The organism is Streptomyces vilmorinianum (genome assembly GCF_005517195.1).
GTDB lineage: Bacteria > Actinomycetota > Actinomycetes > Streptomycetales > Streptomycetaceae > Streptomyces > Streptomyces vilmorinianum.
Map to the genome: position 1 here is coordinate 438,321 of NZ_CP040244.1, position 22,919 is coordinate 461,239.

General features: G+C 72.9%; 17 protein-coding genes. 13 read left to right on the forward strand and 4 right to left on the reverse strand.

Annotation, left to right across the window (positions count from 1 at the left end; translation table 11 throughout):
* Position 1 precedes the first annotated feature (1 nt).
* From FDM97_RS02200 to FDM97_RS02240, 10 genes are all read left to right on the forward strand, one after another.
* On the forward strand, positions 2–235 hold the full coding sequence (locus FDM97_RS02200) for an MbtH family protein (protein ID WP_137988576.1): 234 nt from the start codon (positions 2–4) through the stop codon (positions 233–235).
* Positions 232–8,550: a non-ribosomal peptide synthetase gene (locus tag FDM97_RS02205; protein WP_137988577.1), complete on the forward strand. Its 8,319-nt coding sequence runs from the start codon at positions 232–234 to the stop codon at positions 8,548–8,550. Before FDM97_RS02200 ends, FDM97_RS02205 begins: the two co-directional genes overlap by 4 nt.
* Complete coding sequence (locus tag FDM97_RS02210) at positions 8,547–9,827, forward strand: MFS transporter (protein WP_137988578.1); 1,281 nt, start codon at positions 8,547–8,549, stop codon at positions 9,825–9,827. The genes FDM97_RS02205 and FDM97_RS02210 overlap by 4 nt, the downstream gene beginning before the upstream one ends.
* Before the next feature lie 7 nt (positions 9,828–9,834).
* Entirely contained in the window at positions 9,835–10,464 is a 630-nt protein-coding gene (locus FDM97_RS02215; RefSeq protein WP_137988579.1) for a YqcI/YcgG family protein, read from the forward strand.
* 8 nt (positions 10,465–10,472) lie between these two features.
* Positions 10,473–11,198, forward strand: a complete 726-nt coding sequence (locus FDM97_RS02220; RefSeq protein WP_137988580.1) for a 4'-phosphopantetheinyl transferase family protein — start codon at positions 10,473–10,475, stop codon at positions 11,196–11,198.
* Positions 11,195–12,346, forward strand: a complete 1,152-nt coding sequence (gene rsgA / locus FDM97_RS02225; RefSeq protein WP_137988581.1) for a ribosome small subunit-dependent GTPase A — start codon at positions 11,195–11,197, stop codon at positions 12,344–12,346. The genes FDM97_RS02220 and rsgA overlap by 4 nt, the downstream gene beginning before the upstream one ends.
* Before the next feature lie 210 nt (positions 12,347–12,556).
* Positions 12,557–12,709: a hypothetical protein gene (locus FDM97_RS35660; RefSeq protein WP_175439015.1), complete on the forward strand. Its 153-nt coding sequence runs from the start codon at positions 12,557–12,559 to the stop codon at positions 12,707–12,709.
* Between the two features lie 43 nt (positions 12,710–12,752).
* Positions 12,753–13,775, forward strand: a complete 1,023-nt coding sequence (gene gntD / locus FDM97_RS02230) for a guanitoxin biosynthesis L-enduracididine beta-hydroxylase GntD (protein WP_137988582.1) — start codon at positions 12,753–12,755, stop codon at positions 13,773–13,775.
* A gap of 13 nt (positions 13,776–13,788) precedes the next feature.
* On the forward strand, positions 13,789–15,111 hold the full coding sequence (locus tag FDM97_RS02235) for a cation:proton antiporter (RefSeq protein ID WP_137988583.1): 1,323 nt from the start codon (positions 13,789–13,791) through the stop codon (positions 15,109–15,111).
* Positions 15,108–15,362, forward strand: coding sequence for a hypothetical protein (locus FDM97_RS02240; protein ID WP_137988584.1), 255 nt, complete (start codon positions 15,108–15,110; stop codon positions 15,360–15,362). The genes FDM97_RS02235 and FDM97_RS02240 overlap by 4 nt, the downstream gene beginning before the upstream one ends.
* Before the next feature lie 21 nt (positions 15,363–15,383).
* Here FDM97_RS02240 and FDM97_RS02245 read toward each other — a convergent pair whose 3' ends face one another.
* Together FDM97_RS02245 and FDM97_RS02250 are read right to left on the reverse strand one after the other, a co-directional pair.
* Complete coding sequence (locus tag FDM97_RS02245; RefSeq protein ID WP_254705468.1) at positions 15,384–16,283, reverse strand: sigma factor-like helix-turn-helix DNA-binding protein; 900 nt, start codon at positions 16,281–16,283, stop codon at positions 15,384–15,386.
* 122 nt (positions 16,284–16,405) lie between these two features.
* Positions 16,406–16,807: a DUF6479 family protein gene (locus tag FDM97_RS02250; RefSeq protein ID WP_137988585.1), complete on the reverse strand. Its 402-nt coding sequence runs from the start codon at positions 16,805–16,807 to the stop codon at positions 16,406–16,408.
* Positions 16,808–16,935: 128 nt separating this feature from the next.
* On the opposite strand from FDM97_RS02250, the gene FDM97_RS02255 reads away from it, so the two are divergent.
* Entirely contained in the window at positions 16,936–17,445 is a 510-nt protein-coding gene (locus FDM97_RS02255) for a SigE family RNA polymerase sigma factor (RefSeq protein WP_137988586.1), read from the forward strand.
* A 48-nt stretch (positions 17,446–17,493) separates the two neighbouring features.
* Positions 17,494–18,795: a hypothetical protein gene (locus FDM97_RS02260; RefSeq protein ID WP_137988587.1), complete on the forward strand. Its 1,302-nt coding sequence runs from the start codon at positions 17,494–17,496 to the stop codon at positions 18,793–18,795.
* Between the two features lie 88 nt (positions 18,796–18,883).
* Here FDM97_RS02260 and FDM97_RS02265 read toward each other — a convergent pair whose 3' ends face one another.
* The gene (locus tag FDM97_RS02265; RefSeq protein WP_137988588.1) at positions 18,884–20,581 is read right to left on the reverse strand and encodes a bifunctional 3'-5' exonuclease/DNA polymerase; all 1,698 of its coding nucleotides are present in this window, start codon (positions 20,579–20,581) and stop codon (positions 18,884–18,886) included.
* A 40-nt stretch (positions 20,582–20,621) separates the two neighbouring features.
* Complete coding sequence (locus FDM97_RS36800) at positions 20,622–21,866, reverse strand: helix-turn-helix transcriptional regulator (RefSeq protein ID WP_137988589.1); 1,245 nt, start codon at positions 21,864–21,866, stop codon at positions 20,622–20,624.
* A 126-nt stretch (positions 21,867–21,992) separates the two neighbouring features.
* On the opposite strand from FDM97_RS36800, the gene FDM97_RS02275 reads away from it, so the two are divergent.
* On the forward strand, positions 21,993–22,910 hold the full coding sequence (locus tag FDM97_RS02275) for an NADP-dependent oxidoreductase (RefSeq protein ID WP_137988590.1): 918 nt from the start codon (positions 21,993–21,995) through the stop codon (positions 22,908–22,910).
* Positions 22,911–22,919: the final 9 nt, after the last annotated feature.

The window sequence follows — 22,919 nt, forward strand, 5'->3', positions numbered from 1 at the left end:
CGTGAACGGCAGGGACCAGCAGGGCACCAACCCCTTCGAGAACGAGTCGGGCGTCTACCGCGTCCTGACCAACGCGGCCGGCGAGCACTCGCTGTGGCCGGACTTCGTCCCCGTCCCCGACGGCTGGGACACCGCCTTCGGCCCCGACGTCCGGGCCGCCTGCCTCGGCTACGTCGAGGAGCACTGGACGGCGCTCGCCCCCGCCGGTTCTCAGGGACAGGACCCCCGCTCATGACCGCACAGCTCGAGAACGCCGAGGACATCGGGACCTGGACCTCCGGTCTCGTCGCCCGGTTCGAGGAACAGGCCGGCCGGGCCCCCGGAGCCGTCGCCGTACGGTGGGGCGACGCCACACTCTCGTACGGGGAGCTGAACGAGCGGGCGAACCGGATCGCGCGGTGGCTGATCGCCCGGGGCGTCGGACCCGGGGACACCGTCGCCGTCGCCCTGCCGTCCTCGCCCGAGCTGGTGGCCGCCCTCCTCGGCACACTCAAGTCCGGTGCGCGCTATCTGCCGCTCGACCCCGGCTATCCGGCCGAGCGCCTCGCCTACATGACGGCCGACGCCCGCCCCCGCGCGCTGATCACCACCCCCGAGGTGGAGGCGGGGCTCGGACCCGTCGACGCCGCCACGCTGTACGCCGGCGAGGAGGGCACCGGGTCCGCCCCGGACGCCCACGCCCCGAACCCGGCCGGCCGGTTCACCGGCCCGGACCAGGCCGCGTACACGATCTACACCTCCGGTTCGACGGGCCGCCCCAAGGGCGTCGTCGTCACCCACCGCTCGCTGGCGAACTTCCTCGCGTTCATGTCCGCGCACCACCAGGTGCACGCGGGTGACGTCGTGCTCTCCACGACCCCGGTCTCCTTCGACATCGCGGGCCTGGAGCTCTACCTCCCGCTGGTCAACGGGGCCACGCTGCACCTCGTGCCGCGCGCCACGACCGTCGACGGCGCCGCGCTGCGCCGCCATCTCGCCGGGGCCCGCCCCACCCTGATCCAGGGCACGCCCGCCCTGTGGCAGCTGCTGCGCGAGGCCGGCTGGACCCCGGCCGAACTGGCCGCCGGGACACGCGTGCTGTGCGGCGGCGAGGCGCTGCCGCAGGACCTGGCCGACTTCCTCTCCGCGGACGGCCACGCCGAGGTGTGGAACCTGTACGGCCCCACCGAGACGACCATCTGGTCCCTGGTGGCCCCGGTGCGCGCGGGCGAGCCCGTCTCCATCGGCACCCCGATGTGGAACACCGGCGCCCACGTCCTCGACGAGCGCCTGGAGCCCGTGCCGGCCGGCGAGTCCGGCGAGCTGTACCTCTCCGGCGACGGCCTGGCCCGCGGCTACCACGGCCGGGCCGCGCTGACCGCCGAGCGGTTCGTCGCCTGCCCCTTCGGCCCGCCCGGCGCCCGCATGTACCGCACCGGCGACGTCGTGCGCCGCCGCCCCGACGGCACCCTGGACTTCCTGGGCCGCGTCGACGAGCAGGTCAAGATCCGCGGCTACCGCATCGAACTCGGCGAGATCGAGGAGGCCTTGCGCCGGCTGCCCGAGGTCGCCCAGGCCCGGGTCGTCGTCCGCGCCGACGACGACGGCCTCACGCGGCTCGCCGGCTATGTCGTGCCCACCCCCGGTCACGCCCCCGGTCAGGCCCCCGAGCCCGCCGCACTGCGTGCCGCGCTCACCGCGTGGCTGCCCGACCACATGGTCCCGGCCGGCATCGCCGTCCTCGACCGCTTCCCGCTGACCCCGGCGGGCAAGGTCGACCGCGCGGCGCTGCCGCCCCTGGAGTTCGCGCACTCCACCCCGTACCGCGCACCGGAGGGCGAGCGCGAGCGGGCCCTGGTGGAGCTCTTCCGCGAGGTCCTGCGGGTCGAGCGGGTCGGCGCCGACGACAGCTTCTTCGACCTCGGCGGGAACTCGCTGCTCGCCACCCGCCTCCTGGCCCGGGTCCGCGCCACGCTTGCCGTCGAACTCCCCATCCGTACGGTCTTCGAGGACCGCACCCCCGCCGCGCTCGCGCTCCGCCTCGACGAGGGCGCCCCCGCCCGGCCCGCGCCCCGGGTCATGGCACGCGGGGAGCACATCCCCGTCTCGTACGCGCAGCAGCGCCTGTGGTTCCTGCACCGCCTCGAAGGCCCGAGCACCACCTACAACCTGCCCATCGCCGTACGGCTCACCGGCGAACTCGACCCGGCCGCGCTGCGCGCCGCCGTGGACCATCTGCTCGCCCGCCACGAGAGCCTGCGGACGTACTTCGCCGAGGGCCCGCACGGCGCCGAGCAGATCGTGGTGCCCGCCGCCGAGGCGCGCGTCGAGGTGACCGTCCACGACCTGCGGGCGGAGGCGCTCCAGGCCGCGGTCGACCGGGCCGCCGGGTACCTCTTCGACCTGGCCGCCGAGATCCCGACCCGCGTCGACCTCTTCCGTACCGGCCCCCGGGACCATGTCCTGCTGCTGTGCATCCACCACATCGCCAGCGACGGCTGGTCCCTCGCCCCGCTCGTGAAGGACCTCTGCGAGGCCTACAACGCCCACCGCGCCGCCACCGCACCGGAGACGGCCGAACTCGGCGTGCAGTACGTGGACTACACGCTGTGGCAGCGCGAGCTGCTCGGCTCCACGGACGACCCGGACTCCCCGATGTCCCGGCAGCTCGGCTACTGGCGCGAGCGGCTCGCCGGCGCCCCCGAGCTGCTCGACCTGCCCACCGACCGGCCGCGCCCGGCGCTCGCCGGCTTCCGCGGCGACGTCGTCCGCTTCGACGTCGGCGCCGCGCTCACCGAGCGGCTGCAGTCCCTCGCCCAGCGGGAGCGGGCCAGCCTCTTCATGGTGCTCCAGGCCGCCACCGCGACCCTGCTCACCAAGCTCGGCGCGGGCACCGACATCCCGCTCGGCTCCCCCCTCGCCGGCCGCGCCGACAGCGCGCTCGACGAGCTCGTCGGCTTCTTCGTGAACACGCTCGTGCTGCGCACCGACACCTCGGGCAACCCGGCCTTCACCGAGCTGCTCGCCCGCGTCAACGCCTCGAACCTCGCCGCGTACGAGCACCAGGACCTGCCCTTCGAGTACCTGGTCGAGGTCCTCAACCCGGCCCGCACCACCAGCCACCACCCGCTGTTCCAGGTGATGCTGGTGCTGCAGAACAACGTCGAACCCGAGTGGCGGCTCGACGGGCTCGCGGCCGCGCACGAGACCGTGCCCACGCACACCGCGAAGTTCGACCTGACGATCGAGCTCACCGAGCGCTTCGACGAGCACGGCGCGCCCGACGGGCTGCGCGGCGAGATCGAGTACGCGACCGACCTCTTCGACCGGGAGACCGTCGAACGGTTCGCCCGCTATCTGCTGCGGATCCTCGACGCGGTCGTCGCCGACCCCGCCCGCCCGCTGGACTCCGTCGACCTCCTCGACGGGCCCGAGCGCACGTCGCTCCTCGACACCTGGAACGCGACCGCCCTCGACCTGCCCGGCGACTGCTTCCCCGCCCTCTTCGAGGCGCAGGTCGCCCGCACCCCCGACGGGCTCGCCCTCGTCCACGAGGACACCGAGCTGAGCTACGCCGAACTCGACCGGCGCGCCAACCGGATCGCCCACTGGCTCATCGCGCGCGGCGTCGGCCGCGACGACGTCGTGGGCCTCTCGCTGCGCCGCTCTCCCGAGCTCCTCGCGGGCCTCCTGGGCATCCTGAAGGCCGGCGGGGTGTATCTGCCGCTCGACCCCGACTACCCGCCCGAGCGGCTCGCGTTCATGGTCGAGGACACCCGCCTCAAGGTGCTGCTCACCACGGGCGACGTGCTCGCGAAGCTGCCCGCCGAGGCCCACGGCGTCCTCCGCCTCGACGTCGACGACCCGGACGCGCGGGCCGAGCTGGCGGCGATGCCCGACCACGCCCCGACCGACGCCGAACGGCTCGCCCCGCTGCGGCCCGAGGACCTGGCGTACGTCATCTACACCTCGGGCTCGACCGGCCGGCCCAAGGGTGTCGCCGTCACCCACCGCGGCATCCCCAACCTGGCCCGCAGCTACATCGAACGGTACGGCCTCGACGAGAACTCCCGCTTCCTGCAGTTCTCCTCGATCAACTTCGATCCGACGTTCTGCGAGATGTGCTGCACCCTGCTCTCCGGCGCGGCCGTCGTCCTCACCTCGCCCGAGGAGCTGCTCTCCCCGGACCGCCAGCGCGCGCTGACCGCCCGCCACCGGCCCACCCACATCACCTTCTCGCCGACGATCCTCGGCTCCATGGCCGAGGACGCGCTCGCCGGCGTGCGGAACCTGATGGTGGCCGGCGAGGCCTGCCCGCCCGGACTCGCCGCGACCTGGTCGCGGGGCCGCACGATGATCAACGCGTACGGGCCGACCGAGGCGACCGTCGACACCCTGTACTGGGAGTGCGGCAGCGCCGGCCCCGCGTTCGAGGCCGACTCGGTGCCCGTGGGCCGCCCCCTGCACAACACCCGGGTCTACGTCCTGGACGCCGCGCTGCGGCCCGTCGCCCCGGGCGTCACCGGCGAGCTGTACATCGCCGGCCACGGCCTCGCCCGCGGCTATCTGGGCCGCCCCGGTCTGACCGCCGAACGGTTCGTCGCCTGCCCGTACGGCCCGCCCGGTACCCGGATGTACCGCACCGGCGACCTCGCGAAGTGGCGCACACTGCCCGGCGGCGAGGGGGTCGTCGACTTCGTCGGCCGCGCCGACGACCAGGTCAAGATCCGCGGCATGCGGATCGAGCTCGGCGAGATCGAGGCCGTGCTCGACACTCACGAGGGCGTCGCCCAGTCCGTCGTCGTCGTCCGCGAGGACACCGCCGACCACAAGCAGCTCGTCGGCTATGTCGTACCCAAGGCCGGCGACGCGGCCGCCCGTGACCTCGCCGACGACATCGAGCACGTCGACAAGTGGCAGGAGATCCACGAGCAGGGCTACAGCGAACAGGAGGACCTGGGCGTCGAGCAGGACTTCACCGGCTGGAACAGCAGCTACGACAACCAGCCGATCCCGCTGGAGGAGATGCGCGAGTGGCAGGCCGCGACCGTCGGCCGCATCCTCGACCTGCGCCCGCGCCACGTCCTGGAGGTCGGCGTCGGCTCCGGCCTGATCCTGTGGCAGGTCGCCCCGCACGTCGACACGTACACGGGCGTCGACTTCTCGCCCTCCCTGATCCAGACGCTCGGCGCCCGCGTCGAGGAGTCGGAGCTGCGCGACCGGGTGCTGCTGCGCAGCCTCGCCGCGCACGAGATCGGGGACCTGGCGGGCCGGCGCTTCGACACCGTCGTCATCAACTCGGTCGCCCAGTACTTCCCGAGCGTCCACTACCTGATCGACGTCCTGAAGCAGGCCATGGAGCTCCTGGAGCCCGGCGGCCGGATCTTCCTCGGCGACATCCGCCATCTGCGGCTGCTGCACCCCTTCCTCACCGCGACCGCCCTGCACGGCGGCGCGCACGCCGACGAACCTGTCGCGGCCGTCCGGGACCTGGTGGCCCACACCGTGGAGCTGGAGAGCGAGCTCCTCCTCGACCCCGCGTTCTTCAGCCGGATCGGCGAGGAGATCACGGACGTCGCGGGCGTCGACATCCAGCTCAAGCGCGGCCACCACCGCAACGAGCTGACGGACTTCCGCTACGAGGTCGTCCTCCACAAGCGGGGCGCCGAGCTGCGCTCCGTACGGGAGGCGCCCGAGCTCATCTGGCAGGAATCGGGAGGCCTGGACGCCCTGCGGGACCGGCTGGAGGCGCAGCGCCCTGCGATGCTGCGCGTCACCGGCATCCCCAACCACCGCGTCGCCGCCGAGATCGAGGCCGCCCACCGTGTCCGTACGGAGTCGGCGGCCCGGATACGCGACCTCGGGCTCGATGCCCGCGAACGCCCGGGCGTCGACCCGGAGGCGGTGCACACGCTGGCCGAACAGCTCGGCTACCGCGCCAGGGCGACCTGGACCGACGCCTCGGAGGGCGACCTCTTCGACGTCCTCCTCGTCGACGCGGGCGACCCGGCGGCCGAGCACCCGCTCCTGACCGACCTGTTCCTGCACAAGGCCGCGCCCGGACAGTCCCTGTACGAGCACGGCAACGACCCGCGCGCCGAGGACCACGGCCGCAAGCTCGCGCTCGAACTGCGCCGGCACGCCGCCCGCCACCTCCCCGAGCACATGGTGCCCGCGGCCGTCGTCCTGCTCGACAGGCTGCCGCTCACCCCGAACGGAAAGCTCGACACCCGGCAGCTCCCGGCCCCGGACTTCACCTCCCGTGCCGTACGCCCGCCGCGCACCGAGCGGGAGATCACCCTCGCCCGGCTCTTCGCCGAGGTCCTCGGTCTCGACACCGTCGGCGTCGACGACCAGTTCTTCGACCTCGGCGGCGACTCCATCCGCTCGATCCAGCTGGTCAGCCGCGCCCGCGCCGAGGGCTTCGTGATCACCCCTCGGGACGTCTTCCAGTACCAGACCGTCGAGGCGCTGATCGTCCGCGCCGCCCAGCAGGCCGAGACGCTCGACCCCGCGGTCGTGGCCGCCGGCGAACTGCCGCACTGGCTGAAGACGCTGGAGACCCCCGACCCCTCGTACGGCGAACCCGGCGAACCCGGCGAACCCGGCGAACCCGGCGGCGTCCACGCCGAGCTGGTCCGTCCGGTGCCCGCGGAGCTCGCGGAGGCGCTGCTCACCGCGCTGCCCCGGATGTTCCACGCCGGTCCCGAGCACATCGCGCTCGCCGCGCTCGCCCCGGCGCTCATCGAGTGGCGCGGGCGGCGGATCCCGTCCGACCGGTCCGCGCTCCGCGTCGACCTGGCGACCGCGGGATCGGACGGATACCCGGTGCCGGTCCGGCTCACACCGGGCCTCGCGAACCTGGACAAGAGCCTCGCCGACCCGCGCGGCCTGGCCCGCGCGCTCAAGCGGGTGAAGGAGCAGATCCGGTCCCTGCCGGCCGAGGGCCGCAACTACCGCGAACTGCGGCAGGGCGGCGGCGACGCGGGGCGGCAGCTGGCGGCGTACGCGCCCTCACAGGTCTGCTTCCGCCACGACACCGCCGAGGCCCCGGAGCAGGCGTACCCGCTGCTGGTCGACGTACGGCGGCAGAACGGGAGCAAGGCGGAGACGGTGTGGCGCTGGGACACGGCCCTCTTCGACGAGGACGACATCACGGCGCTCGCCGACCGGTGGATCCAGACCCTGGCCGGGCTCGCCGCCCTGACCGGCCACCCGGAGCTCGGCGGGCTCACCCCTTCCGACGTACGCCTGCTCAGCCTCAAGCAGTCCACGCTCACCGAGCTCGAACGGACCTACCCGGGCCTCACGGACGTCCTGCCGCTCGCCCCGCTCCAGCAGGGCCTGCTGCTGCACGTCAGCGCCGCCGACCCGGAGACCGACGCCGACCCGTACCAGGGACAGACGGTCTTCGACCTGGCCGGGCCGCTGGACGCGGAGCGGCTGCGGCGGGCCGCGCAGGGCCTGCTCATGCGCCACGACAACCTGCGGGCGTGCTTCGCGGTCCGGGGCCTGGAGACACCCGTCCAGATCGTGCGGGACTCCGTCGACGTGCCGTGGCGGACCCACGACCTGTCCGGTCTCGGTCCCGAGGAGCAGGCCGCGGAGCGTGAGCGGATCGCCGCGGAGGACGCGGCGCTCCGCTTCGACCTGGCGACCGGCCCGATGCTCCGCTTCTCGCTGCTGCGGTTCTCCGAGACCCGCCACGAACTGCTCGTCGCGGAACACCACATCCTGCTCGACGGCTGGTCCATGCCGGTCGTCTGGCGCGACCTGTTCGACCTGTACGCGGGCCGGGAACCGGCGCCCGTCGTCCCGTTCCGGGACTATCTGGCCTGGCTGGCCGAGCAGGACAGGGAGGAGGCGGCCGAGGCCTGGCGGGCGTACCTGACCGGCGTCGGCGGGCCGACCAGGATCGGGCGCCCGGGGCTCTCCCCGCACGTCCTGCCGCGCACCGCCTCCGCCGTCCTGCCGGCCGGCCTGACCCGGGACCTGGAGCGGGCCGCCGCCCGCCTCGGCATCACCCTGAACACGGCGCTGCAGACCGCCTGGGGACTCCAGCTGGGGCGCCTCACCGGCAGCGCAGACGTCGTGTTCGGCACCACCGTCTCGGAGCGGCCGGCCGAGATCGACGGCATCGAGTCCGTCGTCGGCCTGCTCATCAACACCGTGCCCCTACGGGTGCGGACGGAGCCCGGCGAACCGCTCGCGGCGACCCTGCGCCGGGTGCAGTCCGCCCAGCTGGAGGTGTTCCCGCACCGCCATCTCGGGCTGACCGAGATCCAGCGCCTGGCGGGCGCGGGCGAGCTGTTCGACTCGTACTACGTCTTCCAGAACTACCCCGACCAGGAGGACCCGGCCGCCGGGACCGGCGAGCTGAGGGCGACCGAGCGGACGGAGGGCGCCAAGGGCGTCTCGCACTATCCGCTGGGCATCACCGTCCTGCCCGGAGACCGGCTGGAGATCCTCTTCGGCTACCACCCCGATCTGTTCGACCAGCGGCGGATCGACACCATCAAGGAATCCCTCATCGAGATCATCGAGGCGATCGCCGCGGAGGGCTCGGCATGAAGAGCTTCTTCCGGTTGATCCGCGAACTGCCCATCCCCGTACGGATCCTGCTGCTGTGCGCGATGGCGCGCGCGGTCAGCTTCTTCGCGATCCTGGCCTATCTGCCCATCTATCTGCACGACGCGCTCGACATGAACGGCGCGACCATCGGCTATGTGCTCGGCGGCTGCCTGATCGTCGGCACGGTCGTGAGCGTCTACGGCGGCTATCTCGCCGACCGGTTCGTGAAGGTCCACTTCATGATCGCCCTGGACGTCGTGCTCACGGTCCTGTACGGCGGGCTGCCGCTGATCGGCTCGCCCGTCCTGGTCATCGGCGTCCTGCTCGTCGCCAACATCGCCTCCTCGTCGATGAGCGTCACCGCCAACGCGCTCCTCGCCGACCTGCTGCCCTCGGAGAACCGGGCCAAGGTGTTCTCGCTGCGCTACTCGCTGCAGAACATCGGCGCCGCCGTCGGCCCGTTCCTCGGCGTCTGGACGGTCAAGGCCGGCCAGGGCGGTCCGTTCGTGCTCTCCGCCGCCGTCATCTTCGCCGCGCTGCTGCCGCTGCTGGTCTTCCGCCGGCTCTTCACCGGGGCCGCCACCGCGCAGGAGAAGGAGGCCCAGGAGAAGGCCGAGGCCGCGCAGGACGACTCCGAGTCGATGAACTTCCGCGAGGTACTGCGGGTCATGCGGGCCGACCGGCGGCTCGGGCTCTTCACCCTCGGCGGCATCCTCAGCATCGTCGTCTACGGCCCGCTGCTCACCTACATGTCGCAGTACCTGGTCACGGTCGAGTCCCGCGACACCGCCTACCAGCTCGTCGCCTACATCTCCGCCGCCAACGCGATCGTCGTCATCTCCACCCAGTACGTGATCGGCAGCAGGCTCAAGGAGAAGACGCTGCTGCGCTGGCTGACCTGGGGCACGGGGGCGTTCGTCCTCGGACTGATCGGCATGGCCCTGTCCACCGAGGCCTGGATCATCGTCGCCGCGATCGTCGTCTTCACCCTCGGCGAGGTGATCGTCGTGCCCGCCGAGTACATGTTCATCGACAACATCGCCCCCGAGAACCTGCGCGGCAGCTACTTCGGCGCCCAGAACCTCGTCCACATCGGCGTGGCCATCGGGCCGGTGATCTGCGGCTTCCTGCTCGTGCACGCCTCGCCCACCGCCATGTTCGCCGCGCTGATCGCCCTGGTGATCGCCGGCTGGTGGTTCTACGTCCTCGGCTGCCGCGCCCCCGCACCCGCCACCACCACCGCCGTCGGTACCGACGCGCAGAAAGTGAATCCGTGAGGTGACCATGAGCTTCGACCAGATCGTCCAGAAGACCCTCTGCCCGTTCGCCAGGACCTCGAAGATGGGCCCGCCGCTCACCGTCGCGTCGGCCGACGTCGAGCGGGAGCTGCGCGAACACCGCACCGCCATCGCGGACTTCTTCCGTACGGCCCGGGCGGACGAGCTCGACGGCATGGTGATCACCTTCGAGGACGAGACCCTCGGCGCGAGCCTGGACTCCCTGACACGGCTGACGAAGCGGTTCTTCGAGACGCTCTGCGCGCTGTACCCGGGCGTCTACATCCAGGACTCTCCCCGGCCGGACGAGACCTGGTACGCGATGATCGAGGGCGAGCGCTTCTTCGTCGTCTCCTTCGCGCCCTGCTATCCCGAGCACTCCCCGCGCCACAACCACGGCAGCCCGCACACGTACTTCCTGCTCCAGCCGGCCTCCACCTTCGAGCGGAACGCGGAGGCGATCGACAGGCGCAGGGAGCGCATCCACCGGGCGTTCACGGCGGTGGGCAGGCCGTACGACGCCCCTCTCGCCAACGTCGAGAACGACATGTTCAAGTCCGTCATGCCGATCGAGCCGATCGACCGGCACATCCCCTGGTGGGAGGCCGGGGACGGCGCGATGAAGAAGGCGGGGTAGCGGGGGAGATGATCGAGGAACTGCTGCCGCGGCCGGTCACGACCGCGGAGGCGTTCGGCGATCCGGCGGGGCCACCCGTGCCCTTCCCCGGGGAGGAGCATCTCCTCGCCCACGCCGTGCCCGCGCGGCGCCGGGAGTTCACCACCGCGCGGGCGTGCGCGCGGCGTGCGCTCGGGCGGCTCGGCGTCCCGCCGGTGGCCATCCCGTACGACGCCGACCGCGCGCCCGTGTGGCCGGACGGTGTCGTCGGCAGCATCACGCACTGCACCGGCTACCGCGCCGCCGCCGTGGCGCGGGCGACCGACCTGGCGTCCCTCGGCTTCGACGCCGAACCGCACGGCCCGCTGGAGCACGACGGCGTCCTGCACATGGTCACCGGCGCTCAGGAGCGGGCGCACCTGGCCGAGCTGGCGCGGCTGCGGCCCGATGTCCACTGGGACCGGGCGCTGTTCAGCGCCAAGGAGAGCGTGTTCAAGGCCTGGTCCCCGCTGACCGGCCGCTGGCTGGACTTCACGGAGGCCACGGTCACCTTCCGGCCGCGTACGGAGACGTTCACGGCCCGGCTGCTCGTCGAGGGACCGCTGGTCGACGGCGTCAGGCTGACCGGCTTCGAGGGGGGATTTCTGGTCAGGGACGGGCTGCTGCTCACGGCGACGACGGTGAGCCGGTCCGTGCGCGCGGGCCCCGGTGCCGACAATGGCCCCCGACCGGCACGACCGAGGGGAAGCCGATGACGCTCATGGCCTATGGCTGGGACTCCGACTGGGCGGACGCGTTCGCCCCGTACGAGGGGGCGGGTCTCGTGCCCGGCCGTATCGTCCGGGTGGACCGCGGCCGCTGCGAACTCGTCGTCGCGGACGGCGGAACGACGACCGGCGCCGGTGCCGGTGCCGGTGCCGGTGCCAGCGCCAGCGCCGGTACCGGAACTCGTACGCGTACGTTACGGGCCGACACCGAGCCCGTCCTCTCCGCGGACCCCCGGGACGCCCCCTGTACGGGCGACTGGGCCGCCGTGGACACCACGCCCGCGAGCGGACCCGTCGTACGCGCCCTGCTGCCGCGCCGCACCCGCTTCACCCGCTCGACCTCCTCCGCCCGCTCCGAGGGCCAGGTCCTCGCCGCCAACATCGACCTCGCCGTCATCGCCGTCTCGCTGGCCGTCGAGCTCGACCTGGGCCGCCTGGAGCGTTTCCTCTCCCTGGCCTGGTCCAGCGGCGCCCAGCCGGTCGTCGCCCTGACCAAGACGGACCTGGTCCCCGACATCACCCATCTCGTCACCGACGTCGAGCGGGCCGGCCCGGGAGCCGCGGTGTTCCCCGTCAGCGCGGTCAGCGGCGAGGGCCTCGACGCGCTCGCCGCCGAGCTGGCCGGCCGTACCTCCGCGCTCCTGGGACAGTCGGGCGTGGGCAAGTCCACTCTCCTCAACGCCCTGTTGGGCGTCGAGGAGCAGGAGTCGGGACCGGTCCGGGGCAGCGACGGCAAGGGGCGGCACACCACCACCACCCGCGATCTGCTGCTCCTGCCGGGAGGCGGGCTGCTGATCGACACCCCCGGGCTGCGCGGGGTGGGCCTGTGGGAGGCCGACGAAGGGCTCTCCCAGGTCTTCGCGGAGATCGAGGAACTGGCCACGCACTGCCGTTTCCACGACTGCGAACACCACGCCGAGCCGGGCTGCGCGGTCCTCGCGGCCGTCGAGGACGGCACGCTCTCGCACCGCCGGTTCGAGAGCTACCGCAAGCTGCTCAGGGAAGCCGCCTGGATCGCCTCGCGCACCGACGCGCGGCTACGGGCCGAACTGGGCCGGGAGTGGCGGCGCCGGGAGGCCGCCGGCCGTGAGATGTACGAACGCAAGCGCGGCGGGAAACACCGCAAGGCGTTCTGACGGTGGCCCGGCCACCGCCCCCGACCGCGGGGCGTGGCCACTTGCAGCCACTGCACCTTGGTGCCATGCGAAGTTCTTGTAGCGCCCGTTCGAGCGCTGGCAGATTACTCAGCGGCAGCCGGTGAAGCGCCTGGAAAACAAAGGCGGTTCACCGGCCCACCTGCGGAAATGGGTAATTCCCTCACGCCACTTCGACGAAATGGGACGCGAATGCGAAGCAAGGCTTTCGGCTACCTGATCTCGTGCGCCGCGGCCGTGACGATGGCGGTCCTTGCGGCCCCCGCCGCGCAGGCCGACACGGCCGTCACCACCACCGTCGGCGCCACGACCAACGACGACGGCGACAGCTGGGGCTGGGACTGACCCTCCGCGGCCCCCACACCCCAACGCCAGAGAGGGCGAATCCGTGACCATTGACCAGGGCGTACTCCACTACGACTTGTCCACCGACGAGGTCGCCGAGCTGGACGCGCTGATCGCCGGGCTGAAGGACGCGGGCTACGACCCGGGCGACCCGCTCTTCCACGACGAGGCCTGGGACCTCGCCTCCCGGCTGCCGGCCGGGCTGCGCAAGTTCCTCGCGGAGTTCCGGCGCGACGACCCGGCCGCGGCGTTCAAGATCAGGGGATTCACGGTCGACGACACCGCCGTGGGACCGACCCCGCGGAACTGGGCGGAGGCCGCCGCCTCCCTGCGTACGCGGCGTGAGGAACTCTTCCTTTCCCTGATCGGCAAGTGCCTCGGGGAGGTGTTCAGCTGGCCGACGCTGCAATCCGGAAGAATGATCCAGAATGTGCTGCCGATCGCCGGCGAGGAGAACGAGCAGAGCGGTCACGGCAGTGACGTCCTGCTCGAATGGCACACCGAGGACGGCTTTCACCCTTATCGCTGTGACTATCTCGCCCTCTTCGGAATACGGAACCACGACCGGGTGCCGACGACGGTCGCGTCCATACGCGATGTGACTCTGAGTGCGGAAACGCGCAAGATCCTCGGCGAACCGCGGTTCTACATTCTTCCGGACGACGAACACCTGCGGCAGCTCGCCGCCCAGCAGCCCGACCACCCGGGCCTGCTGCGGATGCGGGCCATGCGCGAGACCCCGGAGCCCGTGGCCGTCCTGTTCGGCGCGCCCGACTCGCCGTATCTGCGGATCGACCCCTTCTTCATGCGCTGTGTGGAGGGCGACTCCGCGGCCGAGCAGGCACTCAAGGAGCTCGTACGGGAGCTGGAGGCGGCGACCCACGACGTGGTGGTCGAGGCCGGGACCCTGCTCGTCGTCGACAACTACCTGGCCGTGCATGGCCGCAAGGCGTTCACCGCCCGGTACGACGGCACCGACCGGTGGCTGCAGAAGGCGATCATCACGCGCGATCTGCGCAAGTCCCGGGAGACCCGGGACACCGCCGCCGGCCGCGTCCTGATCTAGGGGCTGGGACACGATGGCAGCCTCCGAAGGTGTGCCGCTGGACGCGATCGTCCTCGCCGACGTCGCGGTCGTCCTCGTCGTCGGCGCCGTGATGGTGAGACTGGGCCGGCGGCTGCACCAGCCGCCGGTGGTCGCCGAGATCGCGGCCGGTCTGATGCTCGGCCCCAGTCTGCTCGGGCTGCTGCCGGGCGACCTGCCCGCGCTGATCTTCCCGCCCGAGGCCAGGCCCGGCCTGTCGGCACTCGCCCAACTGGGCCTCGCGCTCTTCATGTTTTCGGCGGGCTGGGAGCTGGACCTGCGGGCGCTGCGCGGCCGGACCCGGTCGGTGGGCTCGACGGCCTTCCTGGCCATGGCGGTGCCGTTCGCGGTGGGTGCGGGGGCGGCGGCGCTGCTGTACCGCTCGACGGCCCCCGACGGGGTCGGCGCCGACATGTTCGTGCTCTACATGGCGACGGCCTTCTCGATCACCGCGTTCCCCGTCCTGGCCCGGATCATCCGGGACCGGCGGCTCGGTCACACCCGGGTCGGCTCGACGGCGATGGCCTGCGCGGCGGCGGGGGACGTGGTCGCCTGGTGCGTCCTGGTCCTGGTGGTGGCGCTGGCGGGCGCGGGGGCCGGGAAGGGGGCCGGGACGGGCGGGTTCTTCACGGTGATCGCCCTGACCGTCGCCTACGCGGCGGGCATGCTGTTCGTCGTACGGCCCCTGCTGCACCGGGCGCTGCGCTCCGCCGCCGGGGGGCGGCAGGAGACCGGCGTACGGCTGGTCCTGATCGTGTCCGGGGTGCTGCTCTCCTCGTACGCCACCTCCTGGATCGGCATCCACGCCATCTTCGGGGCCTTCGCCTTCGGCCTGGTCATGCCGCGCGCGGCGGGGCCGGAGCTGCACCGGCAGGTCGCCGTCCCGCTGGAGAAGGCGTCCTCCCTGCTGCTGCCCGTCTTCTTCGTCATCACCGGTCTCTCCGTCGACATCGGCGGCCTCGGCCGGGATGGGCTGTTCGCCCTGCTGGTCGTCCTGGTGGCGGCGGTGGCCGGCAAGTTCGCCGGCGCGGCGATCCCGGCGCGGCTCTCGGGGATGAGCTGGCGGGACGCCGGGGCGTTCGGGACGCTGATGAACACCCGCGGTCTCACCGAGATCGTGATCCTGGGGATCGGCCGTCAGATGGGCCTGATCGGGCCCGAGTTGTTCACCGGCATGGTTGTGATGGCCCTCGTGACGACGGCGATGGCCGGCCCTCTGCTGCGTCTGCTCGGCGTGGGGGAGGACGTGACGCGCGTGGCGCCCGTACCGGATCAGTCCGCGACCGACCGCAAGGAAACGATCGGAGCCAAGGGATGAAGCCCGCACGGCACTTCGGATACGAGCACCGGGCCAACGGCACGGTCGTCATCACCCGCGGCTGCCGCATGGTCGGCGTCGTACGCGGCGACGCCCAGGTCCTGCGGTTCCTCGACGACATGGCGGAAGGACACCCGCAGGAGGTGCTGGCCCGCTGGGTGATCCACCCTGCGGCAGGCAACGGGGGCCACCTCACGACGACCCCCGGCCGTTCCGCCAGGCCCCGGGCGACCCCTGACGACCCCGCCTGACCGGCGGCCCGTCTGGGGACCTCACTCCTGCGGCAGTTCCACGTCCAGTCGGCTGAGGTGGCTCGGGTCCATCAGGATGTCGACGGCCGTGATGCGGCCGTCGATGACGGTGAAGCCGATCACCGACCTCGGTTTGCCGTCCGGCGCCCACACCAGGCCCGCCGCCCCGTCCACCAGGGCGACCCGGGCTTCGCGGACGCGTTCGGTGAGGCTCTCGGCAACCGCCTCCGCCACCGCCCGGGCGCCGTGGGCCGTCGTCGTGCCGGTGCGGAGCGCCTCCGTGTCCGCCCGCAGCACCACGTCCGGGTCGAGCAGCGCGAGCAGCCCCTCGACGTCGTCGCTCTGCGTGGCGGCCAGGAACGCCGTCACCACCTCCCGCTGGCGCGGCAGGTCCGGCTCCGGCATCTCCTCCGTGCCCTGCACGCGCCGCCTGGCACGGGCGGCCAGCTGCCGGGTGGCGGCCGGCGTGCGTTCCACGATCGGCGCGATCTCCTCGACCGGCACGTCGAACAGGTCGTGCAGCACGAATGCCAGCCGCTCGGCCGGCGTCAGCGTGTCCAGGACGGCCAGGAGCGCCCGCTGCTCGGGGTCGTCGGCACCCGGCTCACCCGGCTCACCCGGCTCACCCGCCTTGCCCGGCTCGCCCGCGCCCCACGGGTCCCACGGGTCCCACGGGTCCTCGCGCCGCGCCTCGCGCGCACGCAGCGTGTTCAGACAGACGCGCGCGACGGCCGTCGTCAGCCGGCCGCCGAGATCATCGATCTCCCCGGCGCCGCCACCCGCGCCGGCACGGCTCAGCCGCCCCCACGCCTCCCGTACCGCCTCGTCGGCCTCGCCCGAGGAGCCGAGCATCCGGTAGGCGACCGCCCTCAGCCGAGGCCTGTGTTCCTCGAAACGGCCGGCCAGGAACTCATGATCCACCGCGTGATCCACCACCGCTCGCAACCTCCGTGAGGCATGGCTCCACTGTCATCGGAGTGTCCTCCGAAAACACCCCGATCCGGTGGAGGCGGATGCGGCGGCGGATGCGTGAACCGGAGCCGTCAGTCGCCGTGCCCCGGTCCACCACTGCCGAAGCCGCCGCTGGAGATCCCGCCCCACTTGCGCTTCTCCTCGCTCGGCGGGTCGGGCGAGGTCTCGGTGCCCGACGTGCCGCCGTCCTTCAGCTGGTACGGCATGAGCCGGTGCTCACCGTCGGTGCGGGGCATCTCGGCGGGCCTGCGGTACTCGGACATCTCGCCGGGCAGCTCGTCCGTCTCCGGCCGGTGCGGCTGCTCCTCGGGCTTGGGCGTCGGACTTTCCTTGTCCCTGATCCTGAACCCGAGCCAGACCGCGCCGATCAGCACGGCGACGACGATCAGACCGCCGAGCACCTGGGCCAACCCGGACTGCCAGACACCGGCCGCCGTGGTGAGCTGCGGGGATTCCACGAGGAAAGTGTTCATATCCCAGGAGTACCCATTCCTGAGCAGGATGGGACATTTCAACCGCCCCGAACTCGTGTGAAACATTTCCCCGCCCCCATCGCGTCAATGAGGTGTACGGCGACCACGCCGCGAGGGAAGGGAGGGGCATGAGGAAGTCCCGCGCGGACGAGTTCCAGGAGTTCGCCTCCGCGAGAACAGGGCATCTGTTCCGGTCGGCATGCCTGCTGACCAGCGGCGACACCCATCTCGCCGAGGACCTGGTGCAGGAGACGCTGGGCCGGATGTACGCGCTGTGGGGGCGCGTCCAGCGGATCGGCAACCCGGCCGCGTACGCGCAGACCGTCCTGGTGCGTACGTTCCTCAGCCACCGGCGGCGGGCCTCCGCGACCGAGCGCCCGCTCGGGGAGCTGCCCGACCGCGCCCCGGCCACCGGCGACGACCCGGCGCTGCGGATCGCCCTGCTCGACGCGCTGGCCGCGCTGGCGCCCAAGGACCGGGCCGTCATCGTGCTGCGGTACTGGGAGGACCGCAGCGTCGAGGAGACCGCCGACGCGATGCACGTGAGCTCCGCGGCGGTCCGCACCCGGTCGGTGCGGGCGCTCGGCAAGCTCCGGGAACGGCTCGGCGGCAGCATCGTCGAGTTCGCACCCCGCTGACCTTCAGAAACCTTTCTTTGACACACGGACCGGAGACGGTGATTCGGCATGCCTCTGCACGAGGGACACGAAGGATTCGAGGAGGAGCTCGGTGCGGCCCTGCGCCGTACCGGCGACGGTTTCGCCGCGGACGACAGCCGCGGCCTGGTCGCCGGCGGGCTGACCCGCGGCCGGCGCCGCCTGAAGCGCCGCCGCGCCGCCGCGGTGACCAGCAGCGTGCTGGCGTTCGCGGTGGTCGGCGTCGGCGGGCTGTACGGCGGGGACCTGCTCGGCTCGGGCGAGGCCAAGGGCTCGTCGGTCGCGGCGCCGAAGCCGGGCGGCGACGGCCAGGGGCACAGTGCCAAGGACACGCCCGTAACGACCGACAAGGTGGCGCCCCGGGCCCAGATCCCGGTCAAGGACATGGCGGCCGTTCTCAAGGCGAACACCCCCGCCGGGCAGTGGACCATCGCCGACGAGAACGACATGGGCCAGTTCGTCACGGGCGTCTACGACGACGGCAAGGGCGCGGCGGGCGTCTCCGTCGGCCTCAACCGGGCGGGCGAGGGCAAGGAGGCCGGCGAGGGCCAGGTGACGTGCCCGGACCAGACCTTCACCCCGCACGACGCCTGCACGACCGAGAACCTGCCGGGCGGCGACCGCCTGATGATCTTCCAGGGGTACGAGTACCCGGACAAGCGCGTGGAGACCAAGAACTGGCGGGCGGTCCTGCTCACCAAGGACGGCTTCCTGATCGACGCGAGCGAGTACAACGCACCCGCCGAGAAGGGCGCCGAGATCTCCCGTACGAACCCGCCCTTCACCGCCGCCCAGCTGAAGAGCCTGGTCACGGCCGAAGGATGGCGTCCGTTGCTCAAGCGGCTGCCGGTGCCCGAGCCCGTGCAGGCCAAGCCGGGCGGCGACACCGCACCGCCGCCGGAGCCCAACGGCGCCTCCGTCCAGGCGACCCTCCGCTCGCTGCTCCCCAAGGGCCTGACGGTGGTCTCCAAGGGCGGTGACGGCGAGTTCGCGTACGTGGTCGTGAACGACGGCAAGGGCAAGAGCCTCGTCCAGATCAACGTGCAGAACCGCATGGGCGACGTGGCCGACGAGCTCTTCCGCAGCGGCTCCACCAAGCTGCCGGACGGACGTCTCGTGAAGACCACCCAGCAGCCCGGCGAGAAGGGCGGCGAGGGCGTGGTCTGGTGGACGGCCGACACCCTCACCAAGGACGGCTTCCGGGTCGTGGTCTCCGCGTTCAACACGGGCGCCCAGCACGACGACGCGACGCGCGCCGAGCCGGCGCTGACGATGGAGCAGCTCAAGTCGATCGCGCTCAGCGCGAGGTGGGCGACGTTCGCGGAGAAGTAGCGACCGCGGGAGCACCAGGTGGGCCGGCCCCGACGAAGGCCGGCCCACTGCCGCGCCCGCCCCCAGACCCGGCCCCGCCCGCTCCCCGTCACTTCGCGTCCGCGTACCGCTCCACCGTCGCCGTCGTGAACGGAAAACGCACCGGCGTCGGGCCGAACGTGATCCGTCCCGCCTCGTCCCCGGCCGCGCGGATCGCCTCCGTGACCGCCTCCGCCTCCTCGGCAGGGCAGTGCACGATCACCTCGTCGTGCTGGAAGAAGACCAGCTCGGCCCGCATCCCCGCGGTGGCGCGGCGCAGCGCGGCGAGCATCAGCAGCGCCCAGTCCGCGGCGCTGCCCTGGACGACGAAGTTACGGGTGAAGCGCCCGCGCGCCCGCGCGTTGCTGGACGCGTATCCGGGCGTGAACTCGCCCTCCTGCGCGCCGGCAGGAGGCTCGCCACCCTCCTGCGGAAGGCCCGCCTCCTCGTCGTCCCCCGCGCCGACCGCCCGCGGGCTGGTCCGGCCGAGCCAGGTCCGGACGAGCCGGCCCTCCTCGCCGGCCTTCGCCGCGTCGTCGACATAGGCCACCGCCCGCGGGAAGCGGCGGCGCAGCGCGGCCAGGTTCTTCAGGCCGTCCCCGCTGGTCTGCCCGTAGATCGCTCCGAGCAGCGCGAGCTTGGCGTGGTCGCGGTCGCCCGAGAACGCGCGGTCCGACAGCCGGGTGTAGAGGTCGTCGGGGTGTCCGGCGACCTCCATCAGGCCGGGGTCGCGGGAGATCGCGGCCAGGACCCGGGGCTCCATCTGGTCGGCGTCGGCCACGACGAGCCGCCAGCCCGGGTCGGCGACGACCGCCTGCCGTATGACCTTGGGGATCTGCAGCGCGCCGCCGCCGTTCGTGGTCCAGCGGCCGCTGACCGTGCCCCCGGGCAGGTACTCGGGGCGGAAGCGGCCCCCGCGCACCCAGTCCTGGAGCCACGACCAGCCGTGGGCGGTCCAGATCCGGTACAGCTTCTTGTACGCGACGAGCGGCTTCACCGCCGGGTGGTCGAGCTCCTCCAGCTCCCAGCGGCGGGTGGACTTCACCCGGATCCCCGCCTGGGCGAAGGCCTTCACCACGTCGGCCGGCAGGTCGGGCCGGACGCGCCGCCCGAAGGCGGCGGAGACCTCGTCGGCGAGCTCGGCCAGCCTGCGCGGCTCGCCCCCGCCCGCATACCGCTCGCCCAGCAGCTCGTGAAGCAGCTCCCGGTGCACGTCGGCCCGCCAGGGGAGCCCGGCCCGGTGCATCTCGGCGGCGACGAGCATGCCGGCGGACTCGGCGGCCGTGAGCAGCCGCATCCGCCCCGGGTGCTCGGCGCGGTCGTGGCGGCGCTGCTGCTCGGCGTACACCTCCAGGAGACCCTCGAAGGGCACGCCGGACGTCGGCACCGGCTCGAACAGCGAGTCCTGGGAGCCGGGCTCGGCCGCGCGCTGCGGCGGGTCGGGCGGCACGGGTGCGTTCCGCAGCCGCGCGAGGGCGGCCGCCGCGGACCGGGGCTCCCCGAGCCGTCCCTCGTGGCCGAGGAGCAGCTGCTCGGCGTCCTCGATGTCGTAGCACCGCTCGACGCGCACCCTGGCGGCGAGGAGGCGCGGATAGACCTCGGCGGTGGACCGCCACACCCAGCGGGCGACACCCGGCCGGGAACGGACCGCCTCCACCAGGTCCGGCTCGTACCGCACGTCCCCGGCGGGCAGCCCGTCGGACCGGAGGGGGGCCAGCCACGCCCCGCCACCCTCCGGCTCGCCGGCCAGCGCCCACCTCTCGCTCATGGGTGCGAGTCTGGCACTCGCCACTGACAGCGGCGCGCCGCTACGCCGCCGCGTGGAACAGCGCGGCGGCCTCGCCCCTGGAGCCCACCCCCAGCTTCGTCAGGATGTTGGCGACGTGGAACTTCACCGTGGACTCGCTGATGTGGAGCTCCTGCGCGATCTGCCGGTTGCGGTGGCCGAGCGCCAGGTGGGTCAGGACCTCCAGTTCGCGGCCGCCCAGCCCGGTGAGCGGGTCCACGGCCGCGACCGGAGCGTCCGGCGCGGACAGCGGGATCACGGCCGTGATCGTCGTCCCCCAGCCGGGGACCGCGTCCATCTCCAGGCGCCCGCCCAGGACCTCCAGGCGGTCGGTGACGCTGCCCGCGCCCAGGGGGCACGCGTCCAGGGCGCCCGCGCCGTCGTCCCGTACCGCCGCCCGCAGCTCGTGCTCCGTGACCTGCCAGCCGACGTGGACCCGGCGCACCGAGTCCTGTTCCAGGACCACGAGCAGTAGCGCCCGGACGATCGCCCGCGCGCCGTGCGCCACGTCCGCCGCGAGCGAGCGCGGGGTGTCCGGCGGGCCGAGTTCGAGCTGTACGGGGCTGTGCCGCATCATCGTCCGCAGCCCGTCCGCGAGCCGGTCGAACGCCTCACGGGCCGGTTCCTCGGCGACCTCGCGGTCCCGCTTCGCCTCCGCCCGCATCTCGATCAGCGCGTTGACGGCCAGATCGGTGGCGGTCACCCGGGCCGCCCCGTCGTCCACGGCCCGGCTGCGCAGCACCCCGAGGATCCCGGAGAGCGCCGCCGCGTGGGCCGTCGTCAGCTCGGCGATCACCCGCGCGCGCGTGTCGGCGGCCGAGCGCGAACGGGCCAGGGCGCCGGGCAGCGCCTCCACCGCGAACCGGTCGAAGTGGCTGGTCACCAGGTCCCACAGGGCCTGGACGACCCCGAGGACCTCGCCTGGCACGGCCACGGCGCCGTCCTCCCGTACGAGCACGAGGACCGACCGGCGCGCGGTGGCGTCGCTGGTGACGGCGAGGACCTCGCGCTCGGCGCCGCCGACCGTCGCCCTGCCCTGCCAGGGGCTGCCGGGGGTGCCGGAGGCCAGCAGCGGGGTGAGCTCGGCGGCGGTGAGGAGGTCGGTGTCGCCGACCGCCTTGAAGGGGGAGTGGGCGCAGTGCGTGGAGAGTTCGGCGGCGGTCCGGTGCGGGACGAGCGGCGCCAGGGCCTGCGAGAGCCGGGGCAGGATCTGGCCGAGCGGCTGCCGGATGATCTCGTACGCGGTGGTCAGGGTGGTCGCGTCCATACGAGGCAGCGTAGCCAGGGGACTTGAGGAGCAGGCTGGTCTTTCGGCCAGGCGGGACCGGCCGTTCGACTGGCCGGAGGGGCGGGGCCGTCGCCGGAAGCTGGAGGCCGACCTGAGGAGGATGCGATGGAAGCGATCGTGTACGAGGAGTTCGGCGGCCCGGGCGTGCTGCGCCACCAGACGGGGGTGGCCGTCCCCGAGCCGGGCCGCGGCGAGGTCCGGGTGAAGGTGGCGGCGGTCGGCGTCAACCCGGTGGACCACAAGCGCCGTTACGGCTGGGTGGAGGAGTTCTACCCGACGACGTTCCCGGCCGTGCCCGGCCTGGAGTTCGCCGGGACGGTGGACGCGCTGGGTCCGGACGTGACCGGTGTCGAGGTCGGCGACGAGGTGCTCGGCTGGACGACGACGGGCGCGTACGCCGAGTACGCCCTGGCCGAGGTGTTCGTCCCCAAGCCGGCCGCCCTGTCCTGGGAACAGGCGGCGAGCCTCCCGGTGGCCGGCGAGACGGCCGCCCGTGTCCTCGCCCTGCTGGACCTGAAGGAGGGCGAGACCCTGCTCCTGCACGGCGCGGCGGGCGCGGTCGGCTCGGTCGCCGTCCAGCTGGCGGTCGCGGCGGGCGCCACGGTGATCGGCACGGCCTCGGAGTCCAACCACGCGTACCTGCGCGACCTGGGCGCGATCCCGCTGACGTACGGCGACGGCCTTGCGGACCGCGTCCGGTCGGCGGCGCCGGCGGGCGTGGACGCGGTCTTCGACGCGGCGGGCCACGACACGCTGCCGGTGTCGATCGAGCTGATGGCGGGCCGCACGGACCGCATCGTCACGATCGCGGCGACGGACGCGGCGACCCACGGCATCACCTTCACGGGCGCCACCGCGCCCCCCGACGTGGTGCGCGCCTCGCTGACCACCCAGACCACCCTCATGACACAGGGCCGCCTCTCGATCCGCCTGGCGGAGACCCTCCCCCTGAAGGAGGCCCCAAGGGCCCAGGAACTGAGCGAATCGGGCCACGCCCGGGGCAAGTTGATCCTGCTCCCGTAGCGCTGCGCG